This is a genomic window from Brevundimonas sp. FV1ye4L (assembly GCF_058681255.1).
This window is the reverse complement of sequence record NZ_CM178734.1, coordinates 1655554-1670009: the sequence shown is the minus strand read 5'-3', so window position 1 is coordinate 1670009 and position 14456 is coordinate 1655554. Positions and strand designations below refer to the sequence as shown.

Annotated in this window: 9 protein-coding genes and 2 pseudogenes; 5 read left to right on the top strand and 6 right to left on the bottom strand. The window is 65.0% G+C overall.

The window, feature by feature from the left end:
* Window positions 1–5: 5 nt before the first annotated feature.
* Window positions 6–1136, bottom strand: a complete 1131-nt coding sequence (locus ACW17X_RS08100; RefSeq protein WP_492096676.1) for an efflux RND transporter periplasmic adaptor subunit — start codon at window positions 1134–1136, stop codon at window positions 6–8.
* Window positions 1137–1331: 195 nt separating this feature from the next.
* On the opposite strand from ACW17X_RS08100, the gene lepA reads away from it, so the two are divergent.
* Entirely contained in the window at window positions 1332–3140 is a 1809-nt protein-coding gene (gene lepA, locus ACW17X_RS08095) for a translation elongation factor 4 (RefSeq protein ID WP_492096675.1), read from the top strand.
* Window positions 3141–3232: 92 nt separating this feature from the next.
* Here lepA and ACW17X_RS08090 read toward each other — a convergent pair whose 3' ends face one another.
* Both ACW17X_RS08090 and ACW17X_RS08085 read right to left on the bottom strand, forming a co-directional pair.
* On the bottom strand, window positions 3233–3826 hold the full coding sequence (locus tag ACW17X_RS08090; RefSeq protein ID WP_492096674.1) for a hypothetical protein: 594 nt from the start codon (window positions 3824–3826) through the stop codon (window positions 3233–3235).
* Window positions 3827–4092: 266 nt separating this feature from the next.
* Window positions 4093–4309, bottom strand: a pseudogene (locus tag ACW17X_RS08085) (DUF559 domain-containing protein); the annotation flags it as partial.
* Between the two features lie 280 nt (window positions 4310–4589).
* Here ACW17X_RS08085 and ACW17X_RS08080 point away from each other — a divergent pair.
* Window positions 4590–4928 carry a type II toxin-antitoxin system RelE/ParE family toxin gene (locus ACW17X_RS08080; protein ID WP_492096673.1) on the top strand — a complete coding sequence of 113 codons (339 nt, stop codon included), beginning with the start codon at window positions 4590–4592 and terminating at the stop codon, window positions 4926–4928.
* A gap of 15 nt (window positions 4929–4943) precedes the next feature.
* Window positions 4944–5243 carry a helix-turn-helix domain-containing protein gene (locus tag ACW17X_RS08075; RefSeq protein WP_492096672.1) on the top strand — a complete coding sequence of 100 codons (300 nt, stop codon included), beginning with the start codon at window positions 4944–4946 and terminating at the stop codon, window positions 5241–5243.
* A gap of 624 nt (window positions 5244–5867) precedes the next feature.
* Here the strand turns inward: ACW17X_RS08075 and ACW17X_RS08070 are convergent.
* Window positions 5868–6084, bottom strand: a pseudogene (locus tag ACW17X_RS08070) (DUF559 domain-containing protein); the annotation flags it as partial.
* Window positions 6085–6235: 151 nt separating this feature from the next.
* Entirely contained in the window at window positions 6236–7060 is an 825-nt protein-coding gene (locus tag ACW17X_RS08065) for a protein NO VEIN domain-containing protein (RefSeq protein ID WP_492096671.1), read from the bottom strand.
* 241 nt (window positions 7061–7301) lie between these two features.
* Between ACW17X_RS08065 and ACW17X_RS08060 the strand changes: the two genes are divergently transcribed.
* Window positions 7302–8441, top strand: coding sequence for a type I restriction endonuclease (locus ACW17X_RS08060; protein WP_492096670.1), 1140 nt, complete (start codon window positions 7302–7304; stop codon window positions 8439–8441).
* Window positions 8442–8616: 175 nt separating this feature from the next.
* Here ACW17X_RS08060 and uvrB read toward each other — a convergent pair whose 3' ends face one another.
* A complete protein-coding gene (gene uvrB / locus ACW17X_RS08055; RefSeq protein ID WP_492100415.1) occupies window positions 8617–10959 on the bottom strand; it encodes an excinuclease ABC subunit UvrB in 2343 nt (780 codons plus the stop codon).
* A gap of 428 nt (window positions 10960–11387) precedes the next feature.
* On the opposite strand from uvrB, the gene ACW17X_RS08050 reads away from it, so the two are divergent.
* Window positions 11388–14234 carry a TonB-dependent receptor domain-containing protein gene (locus tag ACW17X_RS08050; RefSeq protein WP_492100414.1) on the top strand — a complete coding sequence of 949 codons (2847 nt, stop codon included), beginning with the start codon at window positions 11388–11390 and terminating at the stop codon, window positions 14232–14234.
* Window positions 14235–14456 lie beyond the last annotated feature (222 nt).

Below are 14456 nucleotides of genomic sequence, written 5' to 3'. Positions count from 1 at the left end.
CGGTCCTACTTGGCCGCAGGCTGTGTAGCGGGGCGGGCGCCGCCGGGGGCCTGGGCGACGTTGACGCGGTCGCCCTCGTTCAGGAAGCCGGCGCCGTCGACGATGACCTGGGCGCCGACATTGACGCCGGTGACGGCCGTCTGGGTGTCGGTCCGCGACAGGATGACGACCGGCTGGAAGTGAACCCGACCGTCGGCGGCCAGGCTGAAGACCCCCGGCTTGTTGTCGCGATACAGGACCGCGCCCGTCGGCACCGTGGTGGCCGGCTGGTCGCCGACGTCGATGTCGGCGCGGGCGAACATGCCCGGCCGCAGCGGGGCGCCGGGCGACAGCGAGATGCGCGCCAGACCCAGGCGGGTGTTGGCGTTGACCTCGGGCGTGACGATCCGAACCGTGCCCGCGGTGGTTCCAGCCTCGCTCGAGGAGACGGTCGCCGACTGGCCGGCGCGAACCTGGGCCAGTTCGGTCTCGGGCACCTGGGCGTCCAACTCCAGCCGGCCGTCGCGGACCATGCGGAACAGCTCGGTCCCGGCGGCGATGATCTGGCCCTTGGTGACGCTGCGGCTGATGACCAGGCCGGCGACGGGCGCGCGGACGGTGGCCTGCGACAACTGGGTCTGTGTCTGGGCCAGGGTGGCGCGGGCGGCGGCCAGATTGGCGTTGGACGCCCGCTGATTGGCCAGGGCGGTGTCCAGCGAGGCCTGGCTGAGGAAGCCGCGTTCCTTCAGCTGTTGCGCCCGGTCCAGGGCCGCGTCGTCGCGCGCCACATTGGCTTCGGCCAGCTGCACCTGGGCCTGCTGCTGGCGCAGCTGGGCGCGCAGCAGGACGTCGTTCATCTGCACCAGGGGCTGGCCCTGACGCACATAGGAGCCTTCATCCACATAGACGGCGACGGCGGTCAGGCCCCCGGTCTCGGCCGCGACCGGCACTTCCTCCCAGGCTGAGACGGTGCCCGAGGCGGTGACGGTGCGCCGCAGATTGGTCTGGGTCACGGTGGCGGCGGTGACGGTCTGGCGCGAGCCGCCGGCGGCCTTCTCCTCGGTCGCCTCGTCGCCATGCCCCCCGCAGCCGGCCAGCAGGAAGGCCGACACGGCGAGAGCGCCAAGGCTGAAGGCGGTTCGGGTCGTCTTGGACACGGGAGATTTCCTCGGTTGCAGGCGAAGCGGACCGCCCGGCTGGCGCCGGTGATCACAGACCCGCTTCTTACCTCGTCTGCGAACGGTCCTCAAACGCCCATGCGCTTTATTGCAAAGCCTTAATCTGACACTGTCAGGGGCGCGGATCGCCGCGCCCGCTGGTCCCGGACCTCTACGCGTGATAGGGGCGCGCGGATGACGACTCCCCCTATCTCGAACATCCGGAACTTCAGCGTGGTCGCGCACATCGACCACGGCAAGTCCACCCTGTCCGACCGACTGATCCAATTCACCGGCGGCCTGACCGCGCGCGAGATGTCCGAGCAGGTGCTCGACAATATGGATATCGAGAAGGAGCGGGGCATTACGATCAAGGCGCAGACGGTGCGCCTGAACTACCTCGCCAAGGACGGGCAGGACTATGTCCTGAACCTGATGGACACGCCGGGCCACGTGGACTTCGCCTATGAGGTGTCGCGCAGCCTGGCGGCGTGCGAGGGGTCGCTGCTGGTCGTGGATGCGTCCCAGGGGGTCGAGGCCCAGACCCTGGCGAACGTCTATCAGGCGATCGACAACAACCACGAGATCGTCCCCGTCCTGAACAAGGTCGATCTGCCGGCGGCCGAGCCCGAGCGGGTCCGCGCCCAGATCGAGGACGTCATCGGCATCGACGCCTCCGAGGCCGTGCTGTGCAGCGCCAAGTCCGGCATCGGCATCGAGGACGTCCTCGAAGCCATCGTCACCAAACTCCCGCCCCCCAAGGGCGACCCCGACGCCCCGCTGAAGGCCATGCTGGTCGACGCCTGGTACGACCCCTACCTCGGCGTCGTCGTCCTGGTGCGCGTCTTCGACGGGGTGCTGAAGACCGGCATGCGGGTCAAGATGATGCGCAACGGCTCGACCCACCTGATCGACCGGGTCGGCGTCTTCCTGCCCAAGAACACCCCGGTGGACCAGCTGGGCCCCGGCGAGGTCGGCTTCATCACCGCCCAGATCAAGGAAGTCGCCCACGCCGCCGTCGGCGACACCATCACCGATGAAAGAAAGCCGACCGCCGAACCGCTGAAGGGGTTCAAGGAGGTCCAGTCGGTGGTCTTCTGCGGCCTGTTCCCGGTCGACGCCGCCGATTTCGAGGACCTGCGCGCCGCCATCGGCAAGCTGCGGCTGAATGATGCGTCATTCACCTACGAGATGGAATCGAGCGCCGCCCTGGGCTTCGGCTTCCGCTGCGGCTTCCTCGGTTTGCTGCACCTCGAGATCATCCAGGAACGGCTCAGCCGCGAGTTCAACCTGGACCTGATCGCGACCGCCCCTTCGGTGGTCTACAAGATCGGCCTGCGCGACGGCTCCGAGATCGACCTGCACAACCCGGCCGACCTGCCCGACGTGATGCAGATCGAGACGATCAGCGAGCCCTGGATCAAGGCCACCATCCTGACGCCGGACGAATACCTCGGCAGCGTCATCAAGCTGTGCCAGGACCGCCGCGGCCAGCAGATCGAACTGTCCTACGTCGGCGCCCGCGCCATGGTGGTCTATGAGCTGCCGCTGAACGAGGTGGTGTTCGACTTCTACGACCGTCTGAAGTCGATCTCGAAGGGCTATGCCTCGTTCGACTACGAGATCACCGAATACAAGGTCGGCGACCTGGTGAAGATGAACATCCTGGTCAACGCCGAACCGGTCGACGCCCTGTCCATGCTGGTCCACCGCGCCCGCGCCGAGACGCGCGGCCGGGGCATGGTCGAGAAGATGAAGGAGCTGATCCCGCCCCACCTGTTCGTCATCCCGATCCAGGCGGCCATCGGCGGCAAGATCATCGCCCGCGAGACCGTGCGCGCGCTCCGCAAGGACGTGACCTCGAAATGCTACGGCGGCGACGCCACGCGGAAGAAGAAGCTGCTGGAGAAGCAGAAGGCCGGCAAGAAGAAGATGCGTCAGTTCGGCAAGGTCGAAATCCCGCAGGAAGCCTTCATCGCCGCGCTCAAGATGGACGAGGACTAGACTCCTCTTCCTTCTCCCTTGCGGGAGAAGGTGGCCCGCAGGGCCGGATGAGGGGTCACACCGACCCTGACGATCCACGCCAAACCGACCCCTCATCCGACCTCGCTGCGCTCGGCCACCTTCTCCCGCAAGGGGAGAAGGAGTCCCACCTCCACCCCCTCCGGCACGCCCAGCGCCCGGCGCCAGTCCTGCGGGTGCAGCCGCGCCATCTCTTCATCCAGCCGCCATAGCGGCCTCAGCACCCCGTCCTCGTCCCAGAACACCTCGGCCCACGGATGCCCCGCCTCGCGCGCCCGCTCCCGGTCCCGCGCCGCCGCCTCAGCCCCCAGATGGTCGGCGCGCCAGCGATACAGCCACGGAATATGCCAGTGCGGCGCCCGCGTCAGCCGCTCGTCCTTCATCGCCTCGACCAGACATTCCGCCAGCGCCCGCGCCTCTTCCAGACGCGCCTCGAAGGCGTCCCGCCGCCCCTGCACATAGGCGCCCCAGCCCTCGGCCGGCTCCACCGGCCCCGCCTTCGGCTCCGGCCGCGTCCAGCCCTCCGCCTCGCGCCGCTTCCACAGGGCGTGAACCCCGACGTCATACCGCCGCGCCACCGACCGCGCGGTCTCCCCATCCTCCCACGCCTTGCGCACCTCGGCCCAGACGGCGTCGGATCGGATCTTGCGGTGAATGCCCTGGCTCATGTCCCCACGGCCTAAACCGCCGTTACGCCAAAGTTGGACGCAACCCTCTCTTCCTTCTCCCCTTGCGGGAGAAGGTGGCCCGCAGGGCCGGATGAGGGGTCGTTCAGCCTGAACCGCCAGGGCCGGTAAAACCCCTCATCCGACCTCGCTTCGCTCGGCCACCTTCTCCCGCAAGGGGAGAAGGAAGGTTTAGTCGCGCGTCAGGCCTTCCTCCGTCGCCGCCACAATGGCCGACAGCACCGCTTCCCGCTGGTTCCCGATCATCCCATTCGGAAACCGCAGCACCCGGAACCCCTGTTCGCGCAGCCAGGCGTCCCGCTCGGCGTCCTCGATCCGGTCGTCATGCTGCGGCCCGTCCGCCTCGACGATCAGCCGATGCCTCAGACAGATGAAGTCGACGATATACCGCCCGATCACCATCTGACGCCGAAACTTCAGCCCCGCCAGCCGCCGATCCCGCAACAGGCCCCACAGCCGCCGCTCATAATGGACGGGCTCGCGGCGCATCTGTTTGGCGCGGGATTGCAGCCAGTCGTCCATATCCAGATTGTGCGCAACGCCCGCCAAGATTGCAACCTCTTCCTTCTCCCCTTACGGGAGAAGGGATCAGAACGGGGATGGCGGCCCAGGGCCTGCCCCGTGCTTCTTGCAAATCGCCGCTAAAAGGCAGGATTGCTCAATGGACTATTTATGGTACGATCTGCCCTATAACCTGCCAGGGACCAAGCCATGCACCATCATCACGCCGTTAGACGAGTGACCCATGCACACGGTCCGCTTCTACCAGACCCCCGCCGGTCGGCCGGTCATTCAGGAGTGGCTGCGATCCTTCGATAAGCCGGACCGCGCGATCCTCGGCTACGACCTCAAGCGGGTCCAGTTCGGGTTTCCGATGGGGCTTCCGCTCTGCCGTTCGCTGGGCGGCGGCCTGTGGGAGGTCCGGTCCAGCCTCGGCGGCAATCGCGAGGTGCGGATGATCTTCTTCCACGATACGGCGCACAAGGCGCTGGTCGTGGTCCACGGCTTCCTCAAGAAGTCGCAGAAGACCCCAAAGGCCGAGATCGAGATCGCGCTACGCCGCATGAAGGAGCGCAGCCTTTAATCAAAGGAGCGTCGAATGACCTCAGACATGAAGTTCCGCGATCCGTCGGACCTCGCCACCCTGGACGATTTCCTCGACGAGGACGGCATCCGCGAGGAAGTGACCCTGCGCGCGGTCAAGAGCGTGATCGCCCTCCAGCTCCAGCAGGCGATGAAGGCCCAGGGCCTGACCCGCGCCGCCATGGCCGCCGAAATGGAGACCAGCCGCGCCCAACTGAACCGCGTCCTCGACCCGGAGGCGTCGAACGTGACGCTGGACACGCTCAGCCGCGCGGCTCGGGTGCTGGGGCGTTCGCTGAAGGTGGAGTTGGTTTAGCCGTCAACCCGCCCCGCCTTTCGTCATCCTCCGGCGAGCGTAGCGAGACCGGGGGACCCAGCGGCGCCGTCAGGCGAAATCCATCCGCCGCACGGCGTTTGAAGATCGCGTCCGCGACAGGTTCGCGCTCACGCGCGCCGCTGGGTCCCCCGGTCTGCGCCGCGAAGGCGCGGCTTGCCGGAGGATGATGAAAGACCAGGGGGGCCGGATGAGGGGTCGGTTCGGCGTGGATCGTCGGGGCCGGTGTAACCCCTCATCCGACCTCGCTCCGCTCGCCCACCTTCTCCCGCAAGGGGAGAAGGGATCAGAACGGCGATGAAGGCCCAGGGCCTGACGCGCACCGCCAGGACCGCCGAAATGGAGACCCGCCGCGCCCAACTGAACCGCGTCCTCGACCCGGAGACGCCCTTCCTTCTCCCCCTGCGGGAGAAGGTGGCCCGGAGGGCCGGATGAGGGGTCGTTCAGCCTGAACCGTCAGAGCCGGTGAAACCCCTCATCCGACCTCGCTTCGCTCGGCCACCTTCTCCCGCAAGGGGAGAAGGAAGGTTTAGTCGCGCGTCAGGCCTTCCTCCGTCGCCGCCACAATGGCCGACAGCACCGCTTCCCGCTGGTTCCCGATCATCCCATTCGGAAACCGCAGCACCCGGAACCCCTGTTCGCGCAGCCAGGCGTCCCGCTCGGCGTCCTCGATCCGGTCGTCATGCTGCGGCCCGTCCGCCTCGACGATCAGCCGATGCCTCAGACAGATGAAGTCGACGATATACCGCCCGATCACCATCTGCCGCCGAAACTTCAGCCCCGCCAGCCGCCGATCCCGCAACAGCCCCCACAGCCGCCGCTCATAATGGACGGGCTCGCGGCGCATCTGTTTGGCGCGTGATTGCAGCCAGTCGCTCATATAAAGATTGTGCGCAACGCCCGCCAAGATTGCAACCTCTTCCTTCTCCCCCTGCGGGAGAAGGTGGCCGAGCGCAGCGAGGTCGGATGAGGGGTCAGAAGGACGCCCGCCACGCCTCCGGCGTCAGCACCACCGCGCTTTCCAACGGTGGCGCGAGGACGAAGAATTCCGGCCGGACGGGCAAGCTATGCACGCGGTAAAGCCGCCATGCGTCAGGCCGCTCCTGCGCCACCTCGCATTCCGTTCGGGTCAGGAAGAAGTCCGTCGATGCGCCGCCACGCGTGGCCTTCACCTCGATCAGTCGCTCACGACCATCCGTCGGGTCGAAGCTGCGAATGTCGTATCCGGCCCCGTCTCCGCGCTCCTGCGACGTCCATTCGACCTTCTTCGCTAGATCCGCCCGATCATGGGCGATCAGATGGGCGCGTTCGTGGTGGAAGATGCGCTCCTCGCCCAACAAGCCAAGCTGCCGGTTCCGCTGATCGCGAGCCGCCGGATCGAATTTCCGAACCAGTCGCGACAGGCCCACGGGTCGTCGGGGCCTCTCCGCGCCAAGGGGAGGGGCCGAGGTCATCAGCAGGGGCGCCGGCTCAAACGCGGTCGAGGGCTCCGACACCCCGCTTCCATACGCCGGCTGTTCGGTCGCTTGGGCCCGCAGGGAGTCGCGCAATGGCATCCCGATGTCCCAAGCGGCGGGATTCTGGTCGAGATGGCGTTCCAGTGCGGAGAAGATGGCTTCTTGGTAGTTCGGCCGACTACCGAAACCATTCAGCTTGGGCATGCCCAGTTCGGTCAGGACGGCGGAGATGTTTCCGTATTTCTGACCGACCGAGCCGACCGTGCGGCCGATCTGTTGTGACAACGCCTTGGCGTGACGGGCCTTGACCAGCGGGCGACCAGAGACGGCGTCGTCGAGCATGGCGAAATAGTCGGCGACGATGAGGTCCAACTCCTCCTTATCCCAGTCGCGGCCATATTTGCCCTGATCGACCAACCCATTCTCCCCACCAACCTTAGGTTAGTATGACGGCGACGGTCTTTACCAGTGCGCTAATCGCCCTTCCTTCTCCCCTTGCGGGAGAAGGTGGCCCGCAGGGCCGGATGAGGGGTCGGTTCGGCGTGGATCGTTAGGGCCCGGTGAAACCCCTCATCCAGATTGATTGTCCGCCGACGGCGCTAGACTCCCGTGCCGGTTGCGGCTTAGCTATCGTTGTTCAATAAGGGGGAAAGCCTTGGACATTCAAACGAAACTGGGCGAACTTCAGAAACGCACGATGGAGCATCGAGAGGTGTTGCTGACCGAAGAGGCCGCAAAGACGGCCTTGGTCATGCCCTTCATCCAAGCGCTGGGCTACGACGTGTTCAACCCGTCCGAGGTCATTCCGGAATATACAGCCGACGTTGGCACCAAGAAGGGTGAGAAAGTCGATTACGCCATCTGCCATGGTGGCAAGATCCGCATTCTGATCGAGTGTAAGCCTAGCAATGTGGCGCTCAACCTCAACCACGCCAGCCAGTTGTTTCGCTATTTCTCGGTGACGGATGCCCGGCTGGCTATCCTGACCAACGGCGTCGTCTACCAGTTCTATTCCGACGTCGAAGCCACCAACAAGATGGACGACAAGCCGTTCTTCACCTTCAGCATGGACGCGCTGAAGCCGACCGATGGCCGCACGGTCGAGAAATTCACCAAGCTCTCGTTCGACATCGACAAGATCGTTCAGGAAGCGGGACTGCTGAAACTCCAGTCCCTGCTTCGCAAGGAACTGGAAAAAGAGATGGCCGAGCCCTCGGAGGAGTTCGTGCGGATGATGGCCACCCGTGTCCACGAGGGGCGCGTCACTGCTCAGGTCCGCGAGAATTTCGGCAAAATGGTCGTGGCGACCTTTTCTTCGATCATTCGCGACAAGGTCAACGAGCGCCTGTCCACGGCCCTGAACGCGACCGGCCCGTCGATGACCGACCAAGACGAAGCCCCGCCGAGCGATCCCGAGATCGTCGTGACGACGGAAGAGGAGGTGTCCGGCTTCCACATCATCCAGGCAATTGCCTCGAAAGTGGTGAAGCCCAAACGCATCGTCATGCGCGACGCCCAGTCCTATTGCGCGATCCTGCTGGACGACAACAACCGCAAGACCATCGCCCGCCTGCACTTCAACGGCGTCACCAAGAAGTATGTCGGCACCTTCTCCGACAAGGACGAAATCCGACACCTGATCAGCGACCTGACGGACATCTATCAACTGTCTGATCAGATCGAGAAGCGGATCAAAGAGCTCGAAGGCCCCGAAAAGGCCTGAGCGAAGGTTACCTCTAAATTGCGCGTCCCTTCTCCCCTTGCGGGAGAAGGTGGCCCGAAGGGCCGGATGAGGGGTCGGTTCGGCGTGGATCGTTAGGGCCGGCGTGACCCCTCATCCGACCTCGCTTCGCTCGGCCACCTTCTCCCGCAAGGGGAGAAGGAAGCGGGAGCGCCCCCTACAGCCGCCCCTTCCTGAACGCCTCCGCCTTCTCCGCCGCCGCCTCCGCGCGCCACTTCTTCGGCGCCGACCGGTCCACCTCTTCCCCCGCCCCCGTCAGGGCCTCGTTGGCGAATTCCAGGTCCAGCAGCTTCATGCGCTTGATCTCGTCGCGCAGGCGGCCGGCTTCCTCGAACTCCAGGTTGGAGGCGGCTTCGCGCATGCGGCCTTCCAGGTCCTTGAGGGCGGCCTGGAAGTTTGAGCCGACGAAGGGTTTGGAGGCTTCGGCGACGCCGGGGCGGGTCAGGCGGTCCATTTCGCGGGACTCATAGGGGCTGTCCATCAGCTCCTTGATGTCGCGCTTGACGCTTTCGGGCGTGATGCCGTGTTCGGTGTTGTAGGCCATCTGGCGTTCGCGGCGGCGGTCGGTCTCGGCGATGGCGCGCTCCATACTGCCGGTCATGCGGTCGGCGTACAGGATGACGCGGCCGTCGATGTTGCGCGCGGCGCGGCCGATGGTCTGGATGAGCGAGGTCTCGGAGCGCAGGAAGCCCTCCTTGTCCGCGTCCAGGATGGCGACCAGGCCGCACTCGGGGATGTCCAGCCCCTCGCGCAGCAGGTTGATGCCGATCAGGCAGTCGAAGGATCCCAGACGCAGGTCGCGCAGGATCTCGATCCGCTCCAGGGTGTCGACGTCGGAGTGCATGTAGCGGACGCGGATCCCCTGTTCATGCATGTATTCGGTCAGGTCCTCGGCCATCTTCTTGGTCAGGGTGGTGACCAGGCTGCGGTAGCCGGCGCGGGTGGTGGCCTTGACCTCGTCGATGACGTCGTCGACCTGGTTGCGGGTGGCGCCGCTGACCGGGCGGATCTCGACCGGCGGGTCGATCAGGCCGGTGGGGCGGATGACCTGTTCGACGAAGACGCCGCCGGCCTGGTCCATCTCCCAGGCGCCGGGGGTGGCGCTGACGTGGACGGTCTGAGGGCGCATGGCCTCCCATTCCTCGAACTTCAGCGGGCGGTTGTCGATGCAGGAGGGCAGGCGGAAGCCGTATTCGGCCAGGGTGGATTTGCGGCGGTAGTCGCCGCGGAACATGCCGTTGATCTGGCCGATGGTGACGTGGCTCTCATCCACGAACAGCAGGGCGTTGTCGGGGATGTATTCGAAGAAGGTGGGCGGGGGCTCGCCGGGGGCGCGGCCGGTCAGCCAGCGGGAATAGTTCTCGATGCCGGCGCAGCTGCCGGTGGCCTCCATCATCTCCAGGTCGAAACGGGTGCGCTGTTCGAGGCGCTGGGCCTCGAGCAGTTTGCCGTTCTCGATCATCCAGTCCAGCGTCTCCTTCAGCTCGGCCTTGATGCCCTGGGTGGCCTGGTTCAGCGTCGGGCGCGGGGTCACATAGTGGCTGGCGGCGTAGACGGTGATCTCGGTCAGGTCGGCGGTCTTCTTGCCGGTCAGGGGGTCGAACTCCTGGATCGCCTCCAGCTCGTCGCCGAACAGGCTGATGCGCCAGGCGCGGTCCTCAAGGTGGACCGGGAAGATCTCGATGACGTCGCCGCGCTTGCGGAACATGCCGCGGTCGAAATTCAGGTCGTTGCGCTTGTACTGCAGCGCGATCAGATCGGCCCGCAGCTTCCCCTCGTCGATCTGGTCCCCCACCTTCAGCGTGAAGGTCATGGCCGTATAGGTCTCGACCGACCCGATGCCGTAGATGCAGGAGACGGAGGCGACGACGATCACATCCTCCCGCTCCAGTATCGCCCGCGTCGCCGAGTGCCGCATCCGGTCGATCTGCTCATTTATGGACGAGTCCTTCTCGATATAGGTGTCCGTACGCGGAACATAAGCTTCAGGCTGGTAGTAGTCGTAGTAGCTGACAAAATATTCGACGGCGTTGTCCGGGAAGAAGCTCTTGAACTCGGAGTAGAGCTGGGCCGCCAGGGTCTTGTTGGGGGCCAGGATCAGGGCCGGGCGCTGGGTCTGTTCGATGACCTTGGCCATGGTGAAGGTCTTGCCCGAGCCGGTGACGCCCAGCAGCACCTGATCGCGATCGCCCGCCTCGGCCTGGGCGACCAGTTCGGCGATGGCGGCGGGCTGGTCGCCGGCGGGGGTGTATTTGGTCTCGAGCCGGAAGCGGCCGCCCTTCTTCTTGCCCTCGTGCGAGGGGCGGTGCGGGACCCAGTCGGCAGGGGCGGCGACGGGCTCCTCCGGCGTCAGGCGCGGGCCGGTGACGGGGGCGAACATCGGCATTTTCCCGGTGTCGCGTTTGAACGCCGCAGCGGCCTCTCGCACGCCGGGGTCAGGCGTGTGGACGGGCTTGGCCGGCTTTGCGGCGGCGGGCTTCGGCGTCGAGGAACGGTTCATGAACAGAACTTAGTGCGGGGGTCCGGCCTCCGCCATACCCGCGCCGAGCGCTTCTGGGCTCTGAAAGAAGGCGGGCGTCAAAAATGGCGATAAAACGGCGTAATGTAGAAATAAAATGCTACTTTACGCCGTGCAATGATGCATTTCGCGCGCAATTTGTCCTTGTTCTCAACTTTTATGCGACTTTTTAGTTGCAGTTCGCTTTCGGTGCGCTTAGGCCGGTCGCATAACGGATGCATTCTGTATATCGATGATACATAACACCGATATACATATCGTGTTCGAGTATTGTGTCAATCTTATCTGTGAAGAGGCGTATGCGTACTCGTAAGAACAACCTTCTTGCATCGACCATGGTCGGTGGAATTGCAGTCGCCTCTATGGCGATGTTTGCCCCGTCCATGGCGTTGGCGCAGGATGCTTCGGTCATGCCGGCTGAAGACTCGGCCAGCATCGACGATATCGTCGTCATCGGCTCGCGCATTCGCCGCGACAACTACAACGCCCCGTCGCCGACCCAGGTGGTGACGCGTGAAGAAGCGACCCTGCAGGGCTTCGCCTCGACGACCGAGGCGCTGCAAAGCACGGCCGTCACCGGCGGCACCTCGCAGATCAACAACTCGTACGGCGGCTACGTCACCAACGGCGGCCCCGGCGCCAACACCATCGGCCTGCGCGGCATGAGCCCCAGCCGCACCCTGGTGCTGCTGAACGGCCGTCGCGTCTCGCCGGCCGGTTCGCGCGGTTCGGTCGGCGCGGCCGACCTCAACGTGCTGCCGACCGCCATCATCGACCGCGTCGAAGTTCTGCGGGACGGCGCATCGTCGGTCTATGGTTCGGACGCCGTCGCCGGCGTGGTCAACATCCAGACCCGCAACAACTTCGAAGGTCTGACCCTCGAAGCCCAGCGCAACGAGCCGCTGGAAGCCAATGGCGCGGGCGGTTCGACCCGTCTGTCGCTGACGGCCGGCGTCCGTGGCGACCGCTGGCGCGCCGCCGGTTCGGTTGAACGCTATGAGCGTGACGAACTGACCCTGCGCGACCGCGAGTTCACCCGTTGCCAGACCGACGGCCTGCGCAACGGCCAGGACTATATTGATCCGCTGACCGGCCAGTCGAAATGCTATCCGATCACCACGACCGGCTCGAACGGCGTGACGATCAACACCATCGCCACGGGCGCGACCACGGGCGTCGCCGCCCCCGGCGCGGTCGGCACGACCTTCAACCGCTGGCGTCCGAACTCGGCCGTTACGACCGGCCTGGTCGGGTTCGAAGGCGTCGGCGGCTCCGGCAACAGCGTCAATGTTCGTGACACCTTCGAAGACCGGATGCTGAACGAGTCGCTGATCACGCCGGTGGACATCACCACCCTGTACGGCGAAGTCGGCTATGATCTGCAAGCCCTGGGCAATGCCGAAGTGTACGGCGAAGCCCTGTTCAACCAGCGCAAGTCGTCGCAGACCGGTTATCGCCAACTGGCGCTGGACTACGCCGTCGGCAGCCCGCTGATCCCGACCAACCTGCAAGGCAGCGTCGCCTTCGCCGACCAAGGTCTGAATCAGGGCGACAACGTGGGCGTGCGCGCCTTTATCGGCTTCGGCAACGACCATTCCGAGCAGGAAGTCGATTTCGGCCGCTATGTCGTCGGCATCAAGGGCGACTTCTTCCTGCCGGAGTGGCGCTATGACGCCTACGCCAGCTATTCGCGGTCCAAGTCGACCTACACCAGCGAACAGTTCCTGACCGATAATCTGATCGCGTCCCTAGACGCCGTCAGCAATGGTTCGGGCGGGTTCCAGTGCGCTGATCTGGCGTCGAATCCGGGCTGCGTCGCCGCCCCGGCGCTGACGACCCAGACCATCGCCGGCGTCCTGCCGCAGGATTGGGTCAATTATGTCTTCCGTCCGGTGACCGGCACGACCGAGTTCATCGAGAAGGTGGTCAGCATCGGCATCGACGGTCCGCTGTTCAGCCTGCCTGCAGGCCAGGTCATGGGCTTCTTTGGCGCCGAATGGCGTGAGTCCGAGATCGACGACACCCCGGGCCTGGATAGCCAGCTGGGCAACACCTACAACTTCTCGACCTCGGCCATCACGCGCGGCTCGGACTCGGTCAAGGAAGTGTTCGGTGAGATCGAAGCGCCGATCCTGGTGGATCTGCCGGGCGTGCGCGAGCTGACCCTGAACGGTTCGTTCCGCTACACGGACTATGACTCCTACGGCGACGACACGACCTACAAGGTCGGCTTGGTCTATCGTCCGATCGACTGGGTCACGGTTCGCGGCACCTACGGCACCTCGTACCGCGCCCCGGCGCTGTTCGAACAGTTCGTCGGCGCCACCTCGGGCTTCCTGTCGAGCGGCAGCGACGCCTGCAACGAGTACACGGCAGACGGAGTGAACCCCAACCGGGTCGCCAACTGCCGGGCCGAAGGCCTGCCGGACACCTATGAGGCGACCACCGGCGTGCAGGTCATCACGGAAGGCGGCGCAGACGCCGGCCTGTCGGCTGAAACCTCGACCAACATGACTGTCGGCCTGGTGATCCAGCCGCCGCTGCCCTCGGGCTGGGGCGATCTGGCCTTCGCCGTCGACTATTACGAGATCGAGGTCGAGAACGGCGTGTCCCGCACCGGCGCCACGGAGATCCTGGACCGTTGCTACGACTCCAATCCGTCGGACTTCGCGGCCGACGCCGGCTTCTGCCGCCTGGTTTCGCGTAATCCGGCCGACAACGGCCTGACCGTCTCGGACAGCTACGTCAATCTGGCCACCGACAATGTGAAGGGGCTGGATTACACCATCCGTTATCGCAAGGACGTCGGCCCCGGCACGGCGCTGTTCAACCTGGCGATCACCCAGTACACGGAAATCTCGAGCAAGCTGTTCGCCGAAGACGCCCTGGAAGACGACCTGGGCATGATCGACAATCCGGAGTTCACCGGAACGGCTGACGTTTCCTACGCCTGGGACAAGTGGCGCGTGCGTTACGGCGTCGAATGGATCCAGGGCACCGACAGCTACGCCTATTACGAAGAAGATCCGGCGACGTCGGATCTGGACCTCGAGGCCGACGACTACTGGCTGCACAATGCGTCGGTTCAGTATGCGTCCGACGGTTGGACCGCCACGCTCGGCGTCCGCAACCTGTTGAACGACAACCCGCCGACCATCTCGTCGGGCTATTACAATCGGGTCGGCAACGCCCCGCTGTACTCGGGCTACGACTACCTGGGCCGCACGGCCTTCGTGAACCTGACCAAGGCCTTCTAAGGCTCACGACGGTTCCAAATGAATGAGGCGGCGGACTTCGGTCCGCCGCCTTTTTCGTGATTTCGACGCCTGCCGACAAAATTTGCGGTTGGAATGGGGCGAAAACGATTTCGACGTTGTCATGAACAAGGGGAGACGGGCTCGTCAAAAGCGAGGGAAAATCCAACATCGCCCGCCAACTGGGATAAAAATCACCGCCGATACCAGCTACAAGCACTAATG